Source organism: Actinomycetota bacterium (assembly GCA_016700055.1).
In the GTDB taxonomy this organism is placed as follows: Bacteria; Actinomycetota; Acidimicrobiia; order Acidimicrobiales; family Ilumatobacteraceae; genus Kalu-18.
This window is the reverse complement of record CP064997.1, coordinates 89,566-107,281: the sequence shown is the minus strand read 5'-3', so window position 1 is coordinate 107,281 and position 17,716 is coordinate 89,566. Positions and strand designations below refer to the sequence as shown.

Annotated in this window: 18 protein-coding genes; 13 read left to right on the top strand and 5 right to left on the bottom strand. The window is 71.2% G+C overall.

The genetic code is table 11. From position 1 onward, the window contains the following. Positions 1 to 8: 8 nt before the first annotated feature. The 11 genes from IPM43_00560 to IPM43_00510 all read left to right on the top strand — a co-directional run bounded on the left by IPM43_00560 (position 9) and on the right by IPM43_00510 (position 11,803). Entirely contained in the window at positions 9 to 530 is a 522-nt protein-coding gene (locus IPM43_00560) for an adenine phosphoribosyltransferase (protein ID QQS24927.1), read from the top strand. 21 nt (positions 531 to 551) lie between these two features. Then, positions 552 to 2,771 carry a bifunctional (p)ppGpp synthetase/guanosine-3',5'-bis(diphosphate) 3'-pyrophosphohydrolase gene (locus IPM43_00555; protein QQS24926.1) on the top strand — a complete coding sequence of 740 codons (2,220 nt, stop codon included), beginning with the start codon at positions 552 to 554 and terminating at the stop codon, positions 2,769 to 2,771. A gap of 56 nt (positions 2,772 to 2,827) precedes the next feature. Further along, on the top strand, positions 2,828 to 4,084 hold the full coding sequence (locus tag IPM43_00550) for a histidine--tRNA ligase (GenBank protein QQS24925.1): 1,257 nt from the start codon (positions 2,828 to 2,830) through the stop codon (positions 4,082 to 4,084). Positions 4,085 to 4,094: 10 nt separating this feature from the next. Then, positions 4,095 to 5,864, top strand: coding sequence for an aspartate--tRNA ligase (aspS, locus tag IPM43_00545; protein QQS24924.1), 1,770 nt, complete (start codon positions 4,095 to 4,097; stop codon positions 5,862 to 5,864). Between the two features lie 73 nt (positions 5,865 to 5,937). Further along, positions 5,938 to 6,390, top strand: coding sequence for an NUDIX domain-containing protein (locus IPM43_00540; protein QQS24923.1), 453 nt, complete (start codon positions 5,938 to 5,940; stop codon positions 6,388 to 6,390). 5 nt (positions 6,391 to 6,395) lie between these two features. After that, positions 6,396 to 7,679 (top strand): replication-associated recombination protein A, encoded by a 1,284-nt coding sequence (locus IPM43_00535; GenBank protein QQS24922.1) that lies wholly within the window; start codon positions 6,396 to 6,398, stop codon positions 7,677 to 7,679. Beyond that, positions 7,676 to 8,137 carry a DUF948 domain-containing protein gene (locus tag IPM43_00530; GenBank protein QQS24921.1) on the top strand — a complete coding sequence of 154 codons (462 nt, stop codon included), beginning with the start codon at positions 7,676 to 7,678 and terminating at the stop codon, positions 8,135 to 8,137. Before IPM43_00535 ends, IPM43_00530 begins: the two co-directional genes overlap by 4 nt. A 5-nt stretch (positions 8,138 to 8,142) precedes the next feature. Continuing rightward, the gene (locus IPM43_00525; GenBank protein ID QQS24920.1) at positions 8,143 to 8,502 is read left to right on the top strand and encodes a hypothetical protein; all 360 of its coding nucleotides are present in this window, start codon (positions 8,143 to 8,145) and stop codon (positions 8,500 to 8,502) included. A gap of 9 nt (positions 8,503 to 8,511) precedes the next feature. After that, the gene (locus IPM43_00520; protein ID QQS24919.1) at positions 8,512 to 9,936 is read left to right on the top strand and encodes an FAD-binding protein; all 1,425 of its coding nucleotides are present in this window, start codon (positions 8,512 to 8,514) and stop codon (positions 9,934 to 9,936) included. Positions 9,937 to 9,950: 14 nt separating this feature from the next. Next, the gene (locus IPM43_00515; GenBank protein QQS24918.1) at positions 9,951 to 10,892 is read left to right on the top strand and encodes an FAD-binding protein; all 942 of its coding nucleotides are present in this window, start codon (positions 9,951 to 9,953) and stop codon (positions 10,890 to 10,892) included. Further along, positions 10,889 to 11,803, top strand: coding sequence for an aminoglycoside phosphotransferase family protein (locus IPM43_00510; protein ID QQS24917.1), 915 nt, complete (start codon positions 10,889 to 10,891; stop codon positions 11,801 to 11,803). Before IPM43_00515 ends, IPM43_00510 begins: the two co-directional genes overlap by 4 nt. 18 nt (positions 11,804 to 11,821) lie before the next feature. Here the strand turns inward: IPM43_00510 and IPM43_00505 are convergent, their stop codons facing one another. Next, complete coding sequence (locus tag IPM43_00505) at positions 11,822 to 13,210, bottom strand: aldehyde dehydrogenase family protein (GenBank protein QQS24916.1); 1,389 nt, start codon at positions 13,208 to 13,210, stop codon at positions 11,822 to 11,824. 77 nt (positions 13,211 to 13,287) lie between these two features. Here IPM43_00505 and IPM43_00500 point away from each other — a divergent pair, with 77 nt between their 5' ends. Both IPM43_00500 and IPM43_00495 read left to right on the top strand, forming a co-directional pair. Then, complete coding sequence (locus IPM43_00500; GenBank protein ID QQS24915.1) at positions 13,288 to 14,496, top strand: (Fe-S)-binding protein; 1,209 nt, start codon at positions 13,288 to 13,290, stop codon at positions 14,494 to 14,496. Further along, positions 14,493 to 14,699, top strand: a complete 207-nt coding sequence (locus IPM43_00495; GenBank protein ID QQS24914.1) for a hypothetical protein — start codon at positions 14,493 to 14,495, stop codon at positions 14,697 to 14,699. The genes IPM43_00500 and IPM43_00495 overlap by 4 nt, the downstream gene beginning before the upstream one ends. 5 nt (positions 14,700 to 14,704) lie before the next feature. Here IPM43_00495 and IPM43_00490 read toward each other — a convergent pair whose 3' ends face one another. From IPM43_00490 to IPM43_00475, 4 genes are read right to left on the bottom strand one after another with little or no spacing between them, the layout of a single operon-like run. Further along, entirely contained in the window at positions 14,705 to 15,442 is a 738-nt protein-coding gene (locus tag IPM43_00490; protein QQS24913.1) for an ABC transporter permease, read from the bottom strand. Between the two features lie 17 nt (positions 15,443 to 15,459). Further along, entirely contained in the window at positions 15,460 to 16,410 is a 951-nt protein-coding gene (locus IPM43_00485) for an ABC transporter ATP-binding protein (protein ID QQS24912.1), read from the bottom strand. A gap of 6 nt (positions 16,411 to 16,416) precedes the next feature. Beyond that, entirely contained in the window at positions 16,417 to 17,301 is an 885-nt protein-coding gene (locus tag IPM43_00480; GenBank protein QQS24911.1) for an MOSC N-terminal beta barrel domain-containing protein, read from the bottom strand. Then, positions 17,259 to 17,705 carry a hypothetical protein gene (locus IPM43_00475; GenBank protein ID QQS24910.1) on the bottom strand — a complete coding sequence of 149 codons (447 nt, stop codon included), beginning with the start codon at positions 17,703 to 17,705 and terminating at the stop codon, positions 17,259 to 17,261. Before IPM43_00475 ends, IPM43_00480 begins: the two co-directional genes overlap by 43 nt. Positions 17,706 to 17,716: the final 11 nt, after the last annotated feature.

Genomic DNA, 17,716 nt, shown 5'->3' with positions numbered 1-17,716 from the left:
CTTCGGACATGCCGGCCACCTGGGCGAAGGAGCTGATCAGGGAGATCCCCGACTACCCCCAGCCCGGGGTCACGTTCCGCGACATCACGCCTCTGCTCGGCGATGCTGCGGGCTTCCAGCGGGCGGTGGACGAGATGCTCGCGAGCTTCGCCGGCGTCGCCGTCGACCGGGTGATCGGCATCGAAGCCCGCGGTTTCATCCTCGCCGCTCCCATTGCGCTCGGTCTCGGCGCCGGCTTCGCACCGGTGCGCAAGGCGGGCAAGCTGCCTTGGGCGGTAGCTCGTGAGGAGTACTCGCTCGAGTACGGCACCGACAAGCTCGAGATCCACCGCGACGCGATCCACCCCGACGACAAGGTGTTGATCATCGACGACGTGCTCGCCACGGGCGGTACGGCCTCGGCCACCTCACGCCTGGTCGAGGCGCTCGGCGGGATCGTCGTCGGGCTCGGGTTCTTGATCGAGCTCACCGATCTCGGCGGGCGCTCCCTGCTGGGCGAACGCCTCGTCGAGAGCCTGGTGGCGTACTAGGGCGATGGGCGGTCAGCGGCGATGACCACCGTCAACCGGTTGCTGCCATGGCGACGCCAGCAGGAGTCGATCGACGACGAGCTGGCCCCGGTGCTGAACGCCTACCGGCGCCGGCATCCACGGGCGTCGACGTCGGTGGTGAGGCGCGCCTACGAGATGGCCCGCGAAGCGCACCGGCACCAGAGCCGGGCGAGCGGAGAGAGCTACATCAACCATCCCGTCGCGGTCGCCCAGATCGTGGCCGACATCGGCCTCGACGAGATCACCCTCGCCGCCGCGTTGTTGCACGACGCGGTCGAGGACACCGAGATCACCGTCGTCGACGTGGAGCGCGAGTTCGGCGCCGAGGTCGCGGGCATCGTCGACGGCGTCACCAAGCTCGAACGGCTGCAGTTCGACTCGAAGGAGGCCCAGCAGGCGGCGACCATGCGCAAGATGCTGGTGGCGATGGCCCGCGACCTGCGTGTGCTCATCATCAAGCTCGCCGATCGGCTGCACAACATGCGCACCATCGCCGCGATGCCGATCGAGAAGCAGCGCCGCATCGCCAACGAGACGCTCGACATCTACGCGCCGCTCGCGCATCGCCTCGGCATGCAGGAGATGAAGCAGCAGCTGGAAGACCTCGCCTTCGCGTCGCTGTACCCGAAGCGCTACGCGGAGCTCGACCACCTCGTCGGCAGCCGCACCCCCGAGCGCGAGGTGTTCCTCGCGAAGGCTCTCGCCGAGGTGAGGGCGCGCCTCACCGAGCTGAACATCGAGGCCGAGGTCACCGGGCGCGGCAAGCACCTGTGGAGCATCTACGAAAAGATGGTCCAGAAGGGCAAGGAGTTCGACGACATCTTCGACCTGGTCGCCATCCGCGTGATCGTCGAATCGGTGAAGGACTGCTACGCCGCCCTCGGCTGCATCCACGGCAAGTGGAAGCCGGTGGTCGGGCGGTTCAAGGACTACGTCGCGATGCCCAAGTTCAACCTGTACCAGAGTCTGCACACCACCGTGATCGGGCCAGGTGGCAAGCCGCTCGAGGTGCAGATCCGCACCCGCGAGATGCACCAACGCGCCGAGTGGGGCGTCGCCGCGCACTGGGCGTACAAGGACGGTTCGGGCCCTCACGACATCGACTGGCTCAACCGCATCATCGACTGGCAGAGCGAGGTGTCGGACCCGGCGTTCTTCATGGAAGGGTTGAAGACCGACCTCGAGCAGGACGAGGTGTTCGCGTTCACACCGAAGGGCAGGGTGATGAGCCTGCCGGTGAAGTCGACCCCGGTCGACTTCGCCTATTCCGTGCACACCGAGGTCGGGCACCGCTGCATCGGAGCCCGGGTGAACGGCAGGCTCGTGCCGCTGAACCACGAACTGCACTCCGGGGACACGTGCGAGATCTTCACCTCCAAGGTCGAGAACGCCGGGCCGTCGCGCGACTGGCTGGTGTTCGTCGCCTCGCCGAGGGCGCGCAACAAGATCCGCCAGTGGTTCTCGCGCGAGCGCCGCGGCGACATGATCGAGGCCGGTCGTGAAGAGCTGGTGAAGGAGATGCGCCGCGAGCGCCTGCCGGTGCAGCGGGTCTTCGACACCGAGCAGTTCCTCGACGAGATGCACGCGATGAACTACACCGATCTCGAGGCGCTGTTCGCCGCCATCGGTGAGCGCCACGTGTCGGCGCGCAGCGTCGCGCAGCGCGTCGCGAAGGCCTTCAGCGGGGCCGCCGGCGGCGAGGAGCAGCTCTCGGTCTCCGTGCTCCGGCCCCGCCAGCTGCGTCGCGGCGCAGACACGGTGGGCATCCACGTCGAGGGCCTCGAAGACGTCCTCGTGCGCCTCTCGAAGTGCTGTACGCCCGTGCCCGGCGACGAGATCATCGGCTTCGTCACCAGGGGCCGGGGGGTCAGCGTGCACCGCGCCGACTGCGCCAACGCCGAATCGTTCAGCGCCGATCAGTCGGCCCGCCTCGTCGAAGTGGAATGGGACGGCTCCACGGCGGGCGCGGTGTTCCGCGCCGGCGTCGAGGTCGTCGCCTTCGACCGCTCCAAGCTGCTGCGCGACGTGGCCAACGCGCTGTCCGACCACCACGTCAACATCGTCTCCTGCAGCACTCACACCGGCAACGACCGGGTGGCCAAGATGCGCTTCGAGTTCGAGCTCGCCGATCCCGGCCACCTCGACGCCGTGCTGCGGCGCATCAAGCTGATCGACGGCGTCTACGACGCCTACCGCCTCGTCCCCGGCAAGGCCGGTTAGAGGCCGCCCGGGCGCGGGCCGGGCGCCGAGGCGGGTCTCCGGTAGCCTGGCGAGCCGTGCCCGAGTTCCAGACCAGCCCCGGGATGCGTGACATCCTGCCGCCGGAGTCGGGGCGTTGGCGCAGCTTCGTCGGGACGTTCGCGGACCTCGTCGAGCCCGCCGGGTACGGGCAGGTGATCCCGCCGCTGCTCGAGGACATCGGTGTCTTCAGCCGCATCGGCGAGGCCACCGAGATCGTCCAGAAGGAGATGTACGACTTCGTCGACAAGGGTGGGCGTCACGTCGCCCTGCGTCCGGAGCAGACAGCCAGCGTGTGCAGGGCGTTCACCCAGAATCGCCCCCCGACACCGTGGAAGGTCTGGTACGCGGGGCCCAACTTCCGGTACGAGCGTCCCCAACGAGGGCGATACCGCCAGTTCGACCAGGTCGGCATCGAGGTGCTCGGCGCCGACGACCCGTACCTCGACGTCGAGGTGATCGCGCTCGGGTGGCAGTTCTTCACCGCGCTGGGGCTCACCAAGGTGAAGTTGCTGCTCAACTCGCTCGGCGAGCCCGACGACCGGGCGCGCTACGTCGCGGCGCTGCGCGGCCACTTCGAGGCGCGGATCGACTCGCTGAGCCCCGAGTCACGCCAGACGCTCGCTACCAACCCCCTACGCGTGCTCGACTCCAAGCGGGCGCAGGACGCCCCGGCGATCGCCGACGCCCCGCGCATTGCGGACTTCTACGGCGCCGAGGCGGCGGCTCACTTCGCAGCCGTGCAGGACGGCCTCCGTGCGCTCGGCATCCCCTTCGTGATCGAGCCGAGCCTGGTGCGCGGGCTGGACTACTACCGCCGCACGACGTTCGAGTACCAGGGGGGCACGCTCGACTCGGCGCAGAACGCCCTCGGCGGGGGTGGTCGCTACGACGGCCTCGTGGAAGATCTCGGCGGGCCGCCGACGCCTGGAATCGGCTTCGCGATCGGGCTCGACCGCACTCTCTTGGCCTGCGACGACGAGGGTGTTTTCGCCGTCGCGGCGGGCGAGCTCGACGTGTTCGTCGTCGATACCACCGGCGGGCGCGAGGCGCTCGTGCTGGCCGACGAGCTGCGCGCCGCCGGTTTGCGCGCCGACCGCGCTTACGAGAACCGCAGCATGAAAGCGCAGATGAAGGCCGCCGGCCGCAGCGGCGCCGCGGTCGCGGTGATCGTCGGCACCGACGAGCTCGCTGCGGGTGTCGCCGTGCTGCGCCCGCTCCGCGGCGAATCCCGCGAGCAGGTCTCAGTCGCCCGCGGCGACCTAGCCGAATCCGTGAAGAAGGCAATCAGATGAAGGTCCTCACATGAGCGTTTCCCCGTCCAGAACCGCGCTGCGCAGCCACCTGTGCGGCGAGCTCCGCCCCGAACACATCGGGCAGACCGTCAGCATCTGCGGATGGGTGGGCCGCCGGCGTGAGCACGGTGAGAAGCTGGCGTTCGTCGACCTGCGCGACTACTCCGGCATCGTGCAGTGCGTGGTCGACAACGCCGTCGACGTGCGCAGCGAGTACGTGGTGCGCATCACCGGCGTGGTGCGGGAGCGGCCCGAGGGCACGGTCAACGCCAACCTGCCGACGGGCCAGGTCGAGGTGGGCGAGTGCGAGGTCGAGGTGCTGCGCAGCGCCGAAGTGCCTCCATTCCCGATCGACGCTCGCGCCGACGACGTCGACGAGGTGGTCCGCCTGCAGTACCGCTACCTCGACCTGCGCCGCGAGCGCATGCAGCGCAACCTGCGCATCCGGGCCAAGGTCAACTCGGCGGTGCGCGCGGCGATGGAGCGCCAGGGGTTCATCGAGGTGGAGACGCCGATGCTCGTGCCGTCCACCCCGGAGGGTGCCCGTGAGTTCCTCGTGCCGTCGCGCAAGGAGCCCGGCTCGTTCTACGCCCTGCCGCAGAGCCCGCAGCTGTTCAAGCAGCTGCTGATGGTGGCCGGTGTCGACCGCTACTTCCAGATCGCCCGCTGCCTGCGCGACGAGGACCTGCGCGCTGACCGCCAGTACGAGTTCATGCAGCTCGACGCGGAGATGAGCTTCGTCGAGCAGGACGACGTGCTGGAGGCGATCGGCGAGGCGGTGCTGGCCGCGGCCGAGGCGGTGACGGGCGAGCGTCCGGCGCAGATCGCGCGGATGACCTGGCACGAGGCGATGGACCGCTACGGCGTCGACAAGCCCGACCTGCGGTTCGGGATGGAGCTAGTCGAGCTCACCGACGTGTTCGGCTCGACCGAGTTCAAGGCCTTTGCCGGCGCGGCCTCGGTGAAGGGGATCCGCGCCGCTGGCCGGGCGGAGGAGTACGGGCGCAACAAGCTCGACGGGCTGACCGATCGGGCGAAGGCGATCGGGGCCAAGGGCCTCGTGTGGATGAAGGTCTCGGCGGACGGCGCGCTGGAGTCGCCGGTGGCCAAGTTCCTCTCCGAGACCGAGCTGGCCGCTGTGGCCGAGCGTATGGCGGTCGAACCAGGGGACCTTGTGCTGATCGTCGCCGACGAGTGGATGACCACGTGCGAGGCACTCGGCCAGCTGCGCAACGATCTCGGCCGCCCTCCCGTCTACGAGGGCGAGCCGGCGTACGTGTGGGTCACCGAGTTCCCGCTGTTCGTCGGCATCGACGCCGAGAGCGGGCGGCCCAAGCCCGGCCACCATCCGTTCTGCATGCCGCACCCCGACGACCTCGACAAGTTCGAGAGCGATCCGCTGTCGGTGCGCGCTCTCGCGTACGACCTGGTGCTGAACGGGTGGGAGCTCGGATCGGGGTCCATCCGGATCCACGAGCCCGACCTGCAGCGGCGGGTCTTCCAATCGCTTGGGATCGCCGACGAGGAGGCCGACCGCAAGTTCGGCTTCTTCCTGCGTCCGTTCGTCTACGGCGCCCCACCCCACGGCGGATTCGCGTTCGGGCTCGATCGCCTGGTGGCGATCCTGGCCGGCGAGGAGAACATCCGCGAGGTGATCGCGTTCCCGAAGACCCAGTCGGGATCCGATCCGATGACGAGCGCACCCACCCCCGCCGACCCCCGCCAGCTCGACGAACTCGGCCTGCGCCTGCTCCCCCCACGTTCTCGGTCGGATTTGTGACGCATAGCGCGACGGATCCGACCGAGAACTTGGGGGAGTGACGGGGGTTCGGGGGCGCTACGGTCGCTGGCCGATGGGGTCACAGCACTTCCGGGCCGGGGTGGTCGTAGTCGTGCGGCATCCGGACCTGCGCAGAGTGCTCGCGTTCGAGCGTGCCGACGAACGCGGTCAGTGGCAGCTGCCCCAGGGCGGCCTGCTGCTCGGCGAGGAGCCGATCGAGGGCGCCTGGCGGGAACTGGGGGAAGAAACCGGTCTCGGGCCGAACGAGGTCGAACAACGCGCTGAGTACCCGGAATGGGTGGCCTACGAGTGGCCCGCCGAGGTCCGGGCCGCCGATCGCCGCGATGGCAAGCGCAGGGGCCAGGTGCAGCGCTGGTTCCTGTTCGACGCGAGGTCTGCCGAGGTGGCGCCCCGCCCGGACGGCAAGGAGTTCGTCGACGTCCGCTGGGTCGAGCCGGCGTGGCTGGTCGACCACGTGCCCGAGTTCCGCCGCGCGGCCTACGACCGAGTGCTCGGGACGCTCTAGGCCCGATGGCAGACGACCTGTTCTCGGCCGCCGCCGAGCAGCGGCTCCGCTCCCAGGCTCCTCTCGCCGCGCGGTTGCGCCCACGCACGATCGACGAGGTCGTCGGCCAGGACCACCTCGTCGGCCCCGGCCGGCCCCTGCGCCGCCTGGTGGAGCAGGATCGCTTGACCTCGGCGATCTTCTGGGGCCCGCCCGGCACCGGCAAGACGACGCTGGCGCTCGCCGTCGCCGGCACCACCCACCGGGCGTTCGAGCAGCTCTCGGCGGTCACGGCCGGGGTGAAGGACGTGCGTGAGGTGATCGAGCGTGCCCGCCAACGCCTCGGCGAACACGGTCGGGGCACGATCCTCTTCCTCGACGAGATCCATCGCTTCTCGAAGGCCCAGCAAGACGCGCTGCTGCCCGCGGTGGAGGACGGCACCTTGACGCTGATCGGGGCCACCACGGAGAACCCGTTCTTCGAGGTGAACCCGCCGCTGCGCAGCCGCAGCACCTTGTTCCGCCTGGAGCCACTCGACGCGGCCGCCATCGCCGAGCTGGTCGAGCGCGGGCTCGCCGCCGAGGCGATGGACGCCACGGCGCAGGCCAAGGCGCTGCTCGTCGAGCGATCCAACGGCGACGGTCGCCAGGTGCTCACCTCGCTCGAGGTGGCGGGCGCGCTCGCCCGTCCCGCGCCGACCGTCGAGGTCGATCACGTCGAGGCCGCCCTCGGCACGAGCGCGCTGCGCTACGGGCGCGACGACCACTACGACGTCGTCAGCGCGTTCATCAAGAGCATGCGCGGCAGCGACGCCGACGCGGCCGTCTACTGGCTGGCCCGAATGCTCGAAGCCGGGGAGGACGCCCGCTTCATCGCCCGGCGGATGGTGATCCTGGCCAGCGAGGACGTCGGCATGGCCGATCCGGAGGCTCTGCTCGTCGCCGTCGCCGCGGCCCACGCGGTGGAGCACGTCGGGCTCCCCGAGGCGCAGCTCAACCTGGCCCAGGCGGCCATCCACCTGGCGTCAGCGCCGAAGAGCAACCGGGTGGCGCTGGCCATCTGGAACGCCCGCGCCGAGGTGCGCGAGGGGGCCGCCGGCGAGGTGCCGGCGCATCTGCGCGACGCGCACTACCAGGGGGCGCGCACGCTCGGCCACGGAGCGGGTTACGAGTACCCTCATGACGACCCGCGAGGCTGGGTGCCCCAGCAGTACCTGCCCGACAACCTCGTCGGGCGGCGCTGGTACGAGCCGAGCGAGCACGGCAACGAGCAGGAGGTGCGCTCACGCATGGACGAGCAGAAGCGATGACGGCGGGAGAGCTGGCGGTGCTGCTCGCCGCGGTGCTGTGCAGCGTCGGCTTCGCCGCGTTGATCGTGGTGCTGATGCGGGTGCTCGACACGTTGGGCTCCTTGCGCGAAGAGGTGCGTGACCTGCGCGCCGAGACCCGCCCGCTGCTGGCCGACATGCGCTCGACCACCGACGAGGCCCGTTCGGTGGTGCTCGAGGCCCGTGACGACCTCGAGCGCTTCGACCGGGTGCTCGGCTCAGCCGAGGCCATCTCCGACGCCGTCGCCGGCGGTGGCCGGGTGGCGCGGGTGGCGTTCTCGGTCCCGGTGATCAAGGCGACGGCGCTCGCCACCGGCACCGGCCGGGCGGCACGCCGGCTGCGCCGCTCGCAGCAGCGCGAGCAGCGCCGAGCGCTCCGGCCGGGCTCGTACGAGCTCGACACCGACCACCGGTCGAGCCGCAGGGCGCGCCGGCGATGAGGCGCGTGACGTGGTTCGTGTCCGGCGCCGTCGCCGGAGCCGCCGGTGTGGGGTACGCGAAGCGCAAGGTCAGGGCCACCGCTGCCCACCTCGCGCCGTCGAACGTGGCTGCGTCGGTCGTCGGACGGGCGAAGGACCGCATCGGTGACCTCGCCGACGCCGTGCGCGAGGGACGTGACGCGGCCCGCGAGAAGGAGGCCGACCTGCGCGCAGTGCGCGACGGGACCGAGACCCTCGCCCCGGAGCTGCTGCCCGGAGATCGCTTGATGTTCGACGGCCGTCCTGTGGAACCGGGGCGGGTGGTGGTGCTGCGCCAGGCGAACGGCGAGCGTCCCAGCACACGCCGGCGCCGCCACGTCCGCTGAGGAGCAACGGTGCCGGTCGACGCTCTGGTCGCCGAGCTGCGCCGCGAGCTGACACCGCAGCGGGTCCGCACCGGGCCGTCCGAGCTCGGCCTGTACCGCCGCGATGCCTCGAACATCGAGGGTTCGGCGTCCGTCGTCGCGCTCCCCGAGACCACCGCCGAGGTGCAGGCCTGCGTGCGGGCAGCGGTGCGCCACGGCGTGGCGTTCGTCCCCCGAGGTTCGGGCACCGGGCTGGCCGGCGGCGCCACCCCGCTCGACGGCGCCCTCGTGATCTCGCTCACCAAGATGGACCGCGTGCTCTCGGTCGACGTCGAGAACCGGCTGGCATGGGTCGAGCCGGGGGTGCTCAACCTCGACCTCACCCGGGCGGTTGCTGCGCACGGGCTGCACTTCGCGCCCGACCCGTCGAGCCAGCAGAGCTGCTCGATCGGTGGCAACGTCGCCAACAACTCCGGCGGGCCGCACTGCCTCGCCGACGGCGTCACCTCGGCGCACGTGCTCGGGGTGGAGGTGGTGCTGCCCGACGGCAGCCTGGCGTTGCTCGCCGGCGAGGCGCCCGAGCCCGACGGGCTCGACCTGCGTGGCGCGTTCGTCGGCAGCGAGGGGATGTTCGGCGTGGCGACGAAGATCTGCGTACGCCTCACCCCGAACCCGCCGGCGGTGAACACGATGCTGATGGACTTCGACTCCGTCGATGCCGGGGCGTCGACCGTCAGCGCCGTGATCGCGGCCGGCATCCTCCCGGCAGCGCTCGAGATGATGGACGCCCTCTGCATCAGGGCTGTCGAGGAGTTCGTCCACGCCGGCCTGCCCGTCGATGCCGCCACGGTGCTGCTGGTCGAGGTGACCGGCCAACCCCACGGCGTGGACGCGGAGTCGGCGAGGGTGGTGGAGATCGCGCGCGCCCACGGAGCGCGCAGCGTTCGCGTGGCGGCAGACGAGGCCGAGCGGGCACTCCTGTGGAAGGGCCGCAAGTCGGCGTTCGGCGCCATCGCCAGGTTGCAGCCGAACTACTACCTGCACGACACGGTGGTGCCGCGGCACAAGCTGCCCGAGGTGCTCGCGCAGGTGTACGAGATCGCCGCCCGGCACCTGCTGATGGTGATGAACGTGTTCCACGCCGGCGACGGGAACCTGCACCCGTTGCTGCTCTACGACAAGCGCGAACCGGGGGTGATGGAGCGCGTGTACGCCGCCGGGGACGAGATCGTGAGGGTGAGCGTCGCCGCCGGTGGGGTGCTGTCGGGGGAGCACGGCATCGGGCTGGAGAAGCGCGACTACATGCCGCTGATGTTCGGCCCCGCCGACCTCGCGGCGCAGGCCGCGCTGCGCCGCGCGTTCGATCCGGCGGGGCTCGCGAACCCGCACAAGGTGCTGCCCAGCCCGGCGTCGTGCAGCGACATCCAGCACGTCCCGCACGGGGCCTGGGTGTGACGGAGGGTGGTGACGTGGACGGTATGGACGTGGACGGTGTGAGCGCCGGCCAGATCGACCTGGAACGGTTCGCTGCCGAGGTCGGCGGGCGCGACGCCGGTGAGGTGGCGATCGCCGGAGCCGGGACCCGAGGTGGCGCTCCGCCGGGGGTGCGCACGGTGCACGCGCCGGGCGGCATCGCCTGGTTCGAGCCGGCGGAGATGACCGTGTGCTGTGGGGCGGGCACCCCGGTGGACGTGCTCGCCGCAACGCTGGCCGAGCGGGGCCAGCGGGTGGGTGCGCTGCCCGCGGGCGGCACCGTCGGCGGAGCACTCGCCGCCGGCAGCTCGGCGCTCACCCGCCTCGGCCACGGGCCCCTGCGCGACGCGCTGCTGCAGGCCCGCTACGTGAGTGCCGCCGGCGAGGTGGTGAAGGCCGGGGGACCGACGGTGAAGAACGTCAGCGGCTTCGACCTGTGCCGGGTGCTCGTCGGCTCCTGGGGGACGCTCGGCTTCATTGGCGAGGTGATCCTGCGCACCCGCCCGCTGCCGCCGGTGGCGAAGTGGTACTCGACACCCTCGGAGACGCCGTCCGACCTGCTCGCGCGCCTGCACCGCCCGGCGTCGGTGCTGTGGGACGGTTCCACGGCGTGGGTGCTGCTCGAGGGTCACGCCGATGACATCGCCGCGCTCGCCCGCGGCAGCGGCCTCGTCGAGTGCGACGGCCCACCACCGCTGCCCGCCGGTGGCCGTTGGTCGATCCCGCCGAGACAGATCGGCACCCTCGCCGGCACGGGGCGCTATGTGGCCGAGGTGGGGGTCGGCATCGTCCATCACGAGCACCCCGCGCCGCCCCGAGAGGTAGACCCCGTCGTACGCACGCTGAACGAGAGGATCAAGGACGAGCTCGACCCGTGGCACCGCCTGAACCCGGGCATCGATCTGTTCGCTGCCGGACCCGTGCCGTCTCGGCGATGACCTCGCCTCGGGAGGTGCTGCCGCTCGTCGTCGAACCACCCGACGCGGAGCTCGCCGTGGTCGCGGCCACGCTCGGCGCCGCGCGTTGGGGGCTACCCGAGCCTGAGCTCGTGCGGGTGGGGATGAACGGCGTGTTCGTGGCCGGCGACGTGGTGCTCCGCGTGAGCCGACCGACCGCCGACCCGTCGTGCACCATCGCCCTTGCCGACCTGCTCGCCACCGAGGGCGTGCGCGTCGCCCGGCCCGCTCGCCGCGAGGTGGTGCACGCCGAAGGGGGGCTGACGATCACCGCGTGGGAGCGGATCGACCACGACCCGACCCGCTCCGTCGACTACGAACGGGTAGGCGCGATGGTGCGCGCCGTGCACCGCATCGACGTGAATCGGGTGGGCAAGCTGCACCCGTTGCCGTGGTGCGGCTCGTTTCCGTGGTGGGACCACACCCGACTGCTGGCCGAGGTGGACGACCTGCTCGACGACTCCTCCCGCCGCGCGATCACGGCCTGCATCGAGCGCCACGCCGGGTGGCCCGAGCGCGCTCGCCGGGCCGGGCTCGTCGTCTGTCACGGGGACGTGCACCCGGGCAACGTCTTGACCGACGACGCCGGGCCGGTGCTCGGCGACTGGGATCTGCTGTGCCTCGGCCCGCCCGGGTGGGATCACGCGCCTCTCCTGATGTGGCACGAGCGATGGGGTGGAGAGCCGGGCGCCTACGAGGCGTTCGCCACCGGGTACGGCGAGACACTGCGCGACGACGACGTGGCTGTGGCGCTGGCCGAGCTGCGCCTGGTCGCCGCGACCTCCATGCGTCTGCGCGCGGCGCGGCTCGACCCGGCCGATGCGGTAGAGGCCGAACGCCGCCTGCAATGGTGGCGGGGAGACCCCGCCGCGCCCGTCTGGCGGGCGCGCTGAGCCGCAGCCGCTACCGGCTCACATGAAGCGCCGGAGCAGCTTCTCCTTGAACGAGGTGTAGGGCGGGTACAGCACCGGCGGGTCGGGACGGAGCCGCTTCGCGAGCACAGGCTTGGCGTGGCTGAGCGTGTCGAATCCGGCCCGGCCGTGGTACGCGCCCATCCCGCTCGGGCCCACCCCGCCGAAGGGCAGCTCGGGCACCGCGAGATGGAGCATGACGTGGTTGACGCACACCCCGCCCGAGGACGTGAGCTCCACGACCCGCTCGGCGGTGGCCTCGGCGGAGGTGAACACGTAGAGCGCGAGCGGCTTGTCGCGGTCGTTGACGAAGCGGATCGCTTCGCCGATGTCGGATACCGGGAGCACCGCCAGCACCGGGCCGAAGATCTCCTCCTGCATGATCGCCGCGTCGGGCTTGACGCCGGCGAGCACGGTGGGGGAGATGTAGCGCGAAGCGACATCGCGGTCGCCTCCGACGACGGTGACGTCGTATCCACCGGCGTCGAGCAGCCCGGAGAGGCGCTGGTACTGCTTCTGGCTGACGATCCGGGCGAAGTCGGGCGACGACTTCGGGTCGGAGCCGAAGAAGCTGCCGATGGCCTTCGCGAGCGCGTCGAGCAGACGCTGCTCGGCGGACTCCTCCACCAGCACGTAGTCGGGCGCCACGCACGTCTGACCGGCGTTCAAGAACTTGCCCCACGCGATGCGCCGCGCCGCGGTCTCGATGTCGGCGTCGGCCGCGACGATCACCGGGCTCTTGCCGCCGAGCTCGAGCGTCACCGGGGTGAGATGCTCGGCGGCAGCCTTCATCACCACTCGGGCCACCGCACCGTTGCCGGTGTAGAAGACGTGGTCGAACCGCTGCTTGAGCAGCTCGGTGGTCTCTGCCACCGCGCCGGTGACCACCTGCACCACCCGCTCGTCGAGGTAGCGCGGGGTCAGCTCGGCGATCAACGCCGAGGTGCGCTCGGTGACCTCGCTCGGCTTCACCACCACGGTGTTGCCGGCGGCGATCGCGGGGACGAGCGGCGCGTAGGTGAGCTGCACGGGGTAGTTCCACGGGGCGATGACGAGCACCGTGCCGAGCGGCTCGGGCACCACCTTCGCCTTGCCCGGCTGGATGGTGAGCGGCACCCGCACCTTGCGTGGGCGCAGCCAGGAGTCGAGGTGCTTCAGCGCGTGGTCGATCTCGCCGACGGTGAACGCGATCTCGGTGGCGTACGTCTCGACGGGCGGCTTGGCGAAGTCCGCGGCCAGCGCCTCGACGAAGCGGTCTTCGTTCTCGACGAGCAGCCGGCGGAGCTGACGGAGCTGGGTGCGACGGAACGCGATGTCACGCATCAGGGCGCTCTCGGCGCCGATGCGCACGCGCTCGACGATGCCGGCGATGTCTTCGATGGGCGTCATGTGGCCACGCTAGTTGTCGCTTGCCCCGGCCCGCACCGGCTCGCACCGGCTCGCTCCCCGGGTACCGTGGGCGCCCGATGCCGGGGCTCCGCCTGCACCTCACCGACGCCGAGCTGGCGTCGTGCGTGAGCTGTGGGCTGTGCCTTCCCCACTGCCCGACGTTTCGGGCCACTGGTGAGGAGGCGCTATCTCCGCGGGGACGGATCGCGGCGATGCGGGCCGTGCAGTGGGAGGGCGCGCCGGCCGACGACGACTTCCTCCGCTTCGTCGAGACGTGCGTGCAGTGCCGCGGATGCGAGCCGGCATGCCCGAGCGGGGTGCAGTTCGGCCGCCTGATGGAGGGCACCCGTGCCGCGCTCGCCACCGACCACCGGATCACGCCGCGCTGGCAGCGGCTCGGCCTCCGCCTGCTCGGGCGACACCGCCTGCTGCTCGCCGGTTCGTCGGTGCTCGCCGCCGCGCAGCGCGCGCGGTTGGTGCCTGGCCGGCTCGGGCTCGCCGGTCTGAGGGTGCGGCGGCCACCGGCGCTGACGCCGACCGGTGGAGACGTGTGGCTGTTCACCGGATGCGTGATGGACGCGTGGATGCGCGACGTGCACCACGCCACCGCGGCGATCGTGACCGCCGCCGGCGTGACCTACGCGCTGCCCGGCCCCGGCGGGGCGTGCTGCGGGGCGCTGCACGTGCACGCCGGGCTCGAGCGCGAGGCTCGACGGCTGGCCCGCCGGGTGATCGACTCGATGCCCGGCAGCGCGCCGATCGTGGTCAACTCCGCCGGGTGCGGAGCGATGCTGAAGGACTACGACCACCTGCTCGGCTCACCGGAGGCAGCGGCCTTCAGCAAACGGGTGGTCGACGTCCACGAGTGGCTGGTGCCCCACCTCGACGAGTTGCCGCCGGCGAAGGTGCACCTCGGCCCGGTCGTCGTCCAAGACCCGTGCCACCTCCGCCATGTGCAGAAGGCCCACCTCGCGGTGCGTAGCGTGCTCACGCGCGTCGCCGACGTGGTCGAGCTCGACGACGACGGGCTGTGCTGCGGTGCCGGCGGCGCGTACTCGGTGCTCCAACCCGAGCTCGCGGGCGAGATCAGGCAGCGCAAGCTGGCCTCCATCGCCCGCGCGGCGGCCTTCGCTGGCTCCGGCGACGAGGCCCTCGTGGTGGCCAGCGCGAACCCGGGGTGTGCGATGCACCTCGCCGCGGCGGGCGTCACCGTCGTCCACCCGATCGAGCTGCTCGCCGCCGGCGTGCTCGCCGGTCACACCGTCGAGGTACGGAGGTCCCCGTGAACGAACGCTGGAACGAACTGGCCGAGCGCCTCGACGCGATCTCCGCGGAGCTCGACGACCTCGCCTACGACGTGCTGCGTGAGGCGGCACGACGGGGTGCAGCGCGCCGTCCGGAGGCCGACAAGCGGCTCACGTCGGCGCGCCGGGCCGTCGAGAAGGCGGCGCGGCTGCTGCGCACCGAAGGACCCGCCGACGAGGACTGAGGGGCTCACTCCCACCGAAAGAAGCGGAACGCGGCGAGACCCGCCAGCGCCGCAGTGGCGACCATGACGAGCGCGGAGACGTGGTTCCAGCCGAGGCCCAGCCACGGGTCCTGCAAGACCTCGATGCCATAGGTGAGCGGTAGGACGTTGCCGATCGCGTGCATCCCCGGACTCATCACGTCGCGCGGCGGCCCGGCGCCGCTCAGGAACATCATCACGAAGAAGAGCATCAGCCCTAGGCCCTGCGCGGCGCGCGCCGACGGCATCAACGCGCCGAGGAGCAACCCGATCGCGGCGAACGCCGCGGCGACGAGCACGAACCCGGCCGCGACGAGGACGGGAGCGTGGGGTGCGGCGATGTCGTACGCAACGAACCCCAGGGCCACGAGGAGGATCGAACCGACGGCGGTGAGCACCAGCATGACGAGGAGCTGCGCGCCGAGCACGCTGCGCAGCGGTGCAGACGATGCCCGGTAGCGGCGCAGCACGCCGAGCTCACGGTAGGACGCGATCCGCACCGGGAGCGCGATCAGCCCCACCGACGCGATCGTGAGGGCGATGTAGGCCGGGATGTAGTAGTCCGTCGGACCGACGCCACGGAAGGCGATTACCCCGTCCTCAGCGGTCTCCGGAGTGTTGCCGAACACCCCCGCGAGCACGACGAGAACGACCAGCGGGAACACGAACGTGAACACCATCGTCATCGGATCACGCACGAACAGCTTCAACTCGACGGCTGTCATGGTTCGCAGAGTTCGCATCAGGAGTCTGCCAGCGGTCGTTCGGCGCCGGCGTGCCCCTCTGTCAGCCCGAGGTAGACGTCTTCGAGGGAGGGGCGCTCGACGTCGAGGTCCTCCGGTTCGATCCCTCGTGCGGACAGCGCGGCCGCCGTGCGCACCAGCACCGGCCCGGTGCCCTTGACGAGCACCCTGTCGCCCTCACGGCGCACCTCGCTGACGCCCTGCAGGTGGCCGAGCCAGCCGAGGTCGGTCTCCCGGCACGAAAAGGTGACGGTCATCCCCGATGCGAACCTGGAGACGAGCGCAGCGGGTGAGTCGCAGGCGACGACGCGGCCAGCTCGCACCACCGCGACGCGGTCACAGAGATGCTCGGCCTCGTCCATGAAGTGGGTGACGAGCACGACGGTGGAGCCGCGGCTGCGTACCTCGCGGATCAGCTCCCAGGCGACGCGACGGGCGGCAGGATCGAGGCCGGTCGTCATCTCGTCGAGGAAGACCAGCTCCGGCCGGTTCACGAGTGCGAGGGCGACGAACAGCCGCTGGCGCTGCCCGCCGGAGAGCTCGGCAAACGCCGCGCTCCGCTTCTGCTTCAACCCCCAGTCCTCGAGGAGCAGATCGGTGTCGGCCGGGTCCGGAACGAGAGAAGCAAAGAGGTCGAGCGCTTCCCACACCTTGATCCTCTCCGGCAGGGCCGAGTCCTGGAGCTGGCAGCCGACGCGGGTGCGCAATTGCGATCGATCCCGCACCGGGTCGTACCCCAGCACGTTGAGGATGCCCTCGTCCGGCGTGCGCAGGCCCTGAATGCACTCCACGGTCGTCGTCTTCCCGGAGCCGTTGGGGCCGACGATCCCGAAGATCTCGCCGCGACGGACGGCGAGGTCGACACCGTCTACGGCCAACGTGGCCCCGTACGACTTGCGCAGTCCCGCAACGCTGATCGTGAGATCTGCGTCGTCGAGGAACCGCGCCATCGAGGCTCAGATCCAATGCAGGCGGTCGTCGACCCCGACTCGGCCCGGCGCCACCACCGAGGCGTAGGCGCCGACGTTCTGATCGAGCTCGCGCACGACGTGACGCAGCACGCCGGTGTCGGCGGGGATCTCCGGGCTGATCTCGCGCGTCACCATCACGCATCGCGGGCAGCCGCCGAGCAGCTCGATCTCGGCCGTGCCGATCCTAGCCCGGCGACCCGCCCAGCCGAGCTCGGGATGGCCTGCAGGCGTCCCCTCGCCGACCTCGTCGTGGTCGTCCACCTCGAGCACGATCGAGGGCCGGAAGCGGCGCACGTCGACCACCGAGCCGGCGAGCGCGGCCTGCATCGAAGCGAGCGCGGATGTGGTCATCACGAGCAACGGGAAGGCGTCGTAGTAGGTGCCCGGCGGTGATTCGTACTCGACGATCACGGGTGGGAACTGGCCGAGATCCGGCAGCGGCTCGTCCCCGACGCGTCCGAAGATTCCGCGCAGCTCGGCGATGATGTCGTCGCTGTCACCCGGGCCGCGGCGGTAGTGGTCGAGGTCGTCGGCCGGTTGCAGGGCTTCCAAGCGGACACGGTGTCCGACCGCGGCGCTGATCTTCTCGTCGGCGTCGTCGTCGTCGCTGCGCACCTCGGTGCCGTCGGGCAGGGTGATCACCACGGGGCGCCGTTCACGTGTGGAGCCTTCGGCGGGCGCCTGCGCGTACCGGGCGGCCAGACGCATCAGACCCCCGATCTTCTTCGCGCCGCGGATGCCCCCGCGCTCGAGGTCACGCACCGCCCAGGTACGGTCGCCGACGATCCCGAGGTCGTCCAGGTCGACCTCGCCGACCTGGACTCCGATCATCGACTTGACGGGGTACTGCCAGAGCTGAGCGACGTGCATCGCAGCCCATGATCGCGCGATGTCTCGGCGTGCCTGCACCCGCGACAGGTTGGGGGCAGGACCATCACCGCGACGGGCTGGTCGTCGGCGTGCCGGGCCGCCGAGCCCGCGGGTGCGTCGACAGGAGTCGTCAGCCAGGCGGCGTCACGCGCGAGGTCGGCCACGACGGCGTCGTGGACGGTCGGGGCCATTCGCGCCCACGCGGTTGCGTCGACGGCGCGTACGTGCAGGTTGCCGTCGACCACCCGCAGGCCGACGAGGGTGCCGTCGTCGACCAGTGCGGCCAGGTGGCTCTTGGCGTCGGGTCGGCGCCGGCCGCCGGGCGAGGCGGCGAGTCCGCCGTGGTTGCACACCCAGCGCAGCTCGCACGGATCACCGGTGCGCTCGACATGAGCGGGCCACACCGCGGGTGGGG

Excerpts from the sequence above, each read along its gene's own strand:
- IPM43_00540 (QQS24923.1), top strand. The coding sequence starts at position 5,938 with ATGGGGTCACAGCACTTCCGGGCCGGGGTGGTCGTAGTCGTGCGGCAT.
- IPM43_00530 (QQS24921.1), top strand. The coding sequence starts at position 7,676 with ATGACGGCGGGAGAGCTGGCGGTGCTGCTCGCCGCGGTGCTGTGCAGC.
- IPM43_00535 (QQS24922.1), top strand. The coding sequence starts at position 6,396 with ATGGCAGACGACCTGTTCTCGGCCGCCGCCGAGCAGCGGCTCCGCTCC.
- IPM43_00505 (QQS24916.1), bottom strand. The coding sequence starts at position 13,210 with ATGACGCCCATCGAAGACATCGCCGGCATCGTCGAGCGCGTGCGCATC.
- IPM43_00490 (QQS24913.1), bottom strand. The coding sequence starts at position 15,442 with ATGACAGCCGTCGAGTTGAAGCTGTTCGTGCGTGATCCGATGACGATG.
- aspS (QQS24924.1), top strand. The coding sequence starts at position 4,095 with ATGAGCGTTTCCCCGTCCAGAACCGCGCTGCGCAGCCACCTGTGCGGC.
- IPM43_00555 (QQS24926.1), top strand. The coding sequence starts at position 552 with ATGACCACCGTCAACCGGTTGCTGCCATGGCGACGCCAGCAGGAGTCG.
- IPM43_00500 (QQS24915.1), top strand. The coding sequence starts at position 13,288 with ATGCCGGGGCTCCGCCTGCACCTCACCGACGCCGAGCTGGCGTCGTGC.
- IPM43_00480 (QQS24911.1), bottom strand. The coding sequence starts at position 17,301 with ATGCACGTCGCTCAGCTCTGGCAGTACCCCGTCAAGTCGATGATCGGA.
- IPM43_00485 (QQS24912.1), bottom strand. The coding sequence starts at position 16,410 with ATGGCGCGGTTCCTCGACGACGCAGATCTCACGATCAGCGTTGCGGGA.
- IPM43_00560 (QQS24927.1), top strand. The coding sequence starts at position 9 with ATGCCGGCCACCTGGGCGAAGGAGCTGATCAGGGAGATCCCCGACTAC.
- IPM43_00510 (QQS24917.1), top strand. The coding sequence starts at position 10,889 with ATGACCTCGCCTCGGGAGGTGCTGCCGCTCGTCGTCGAACCACCCGAC.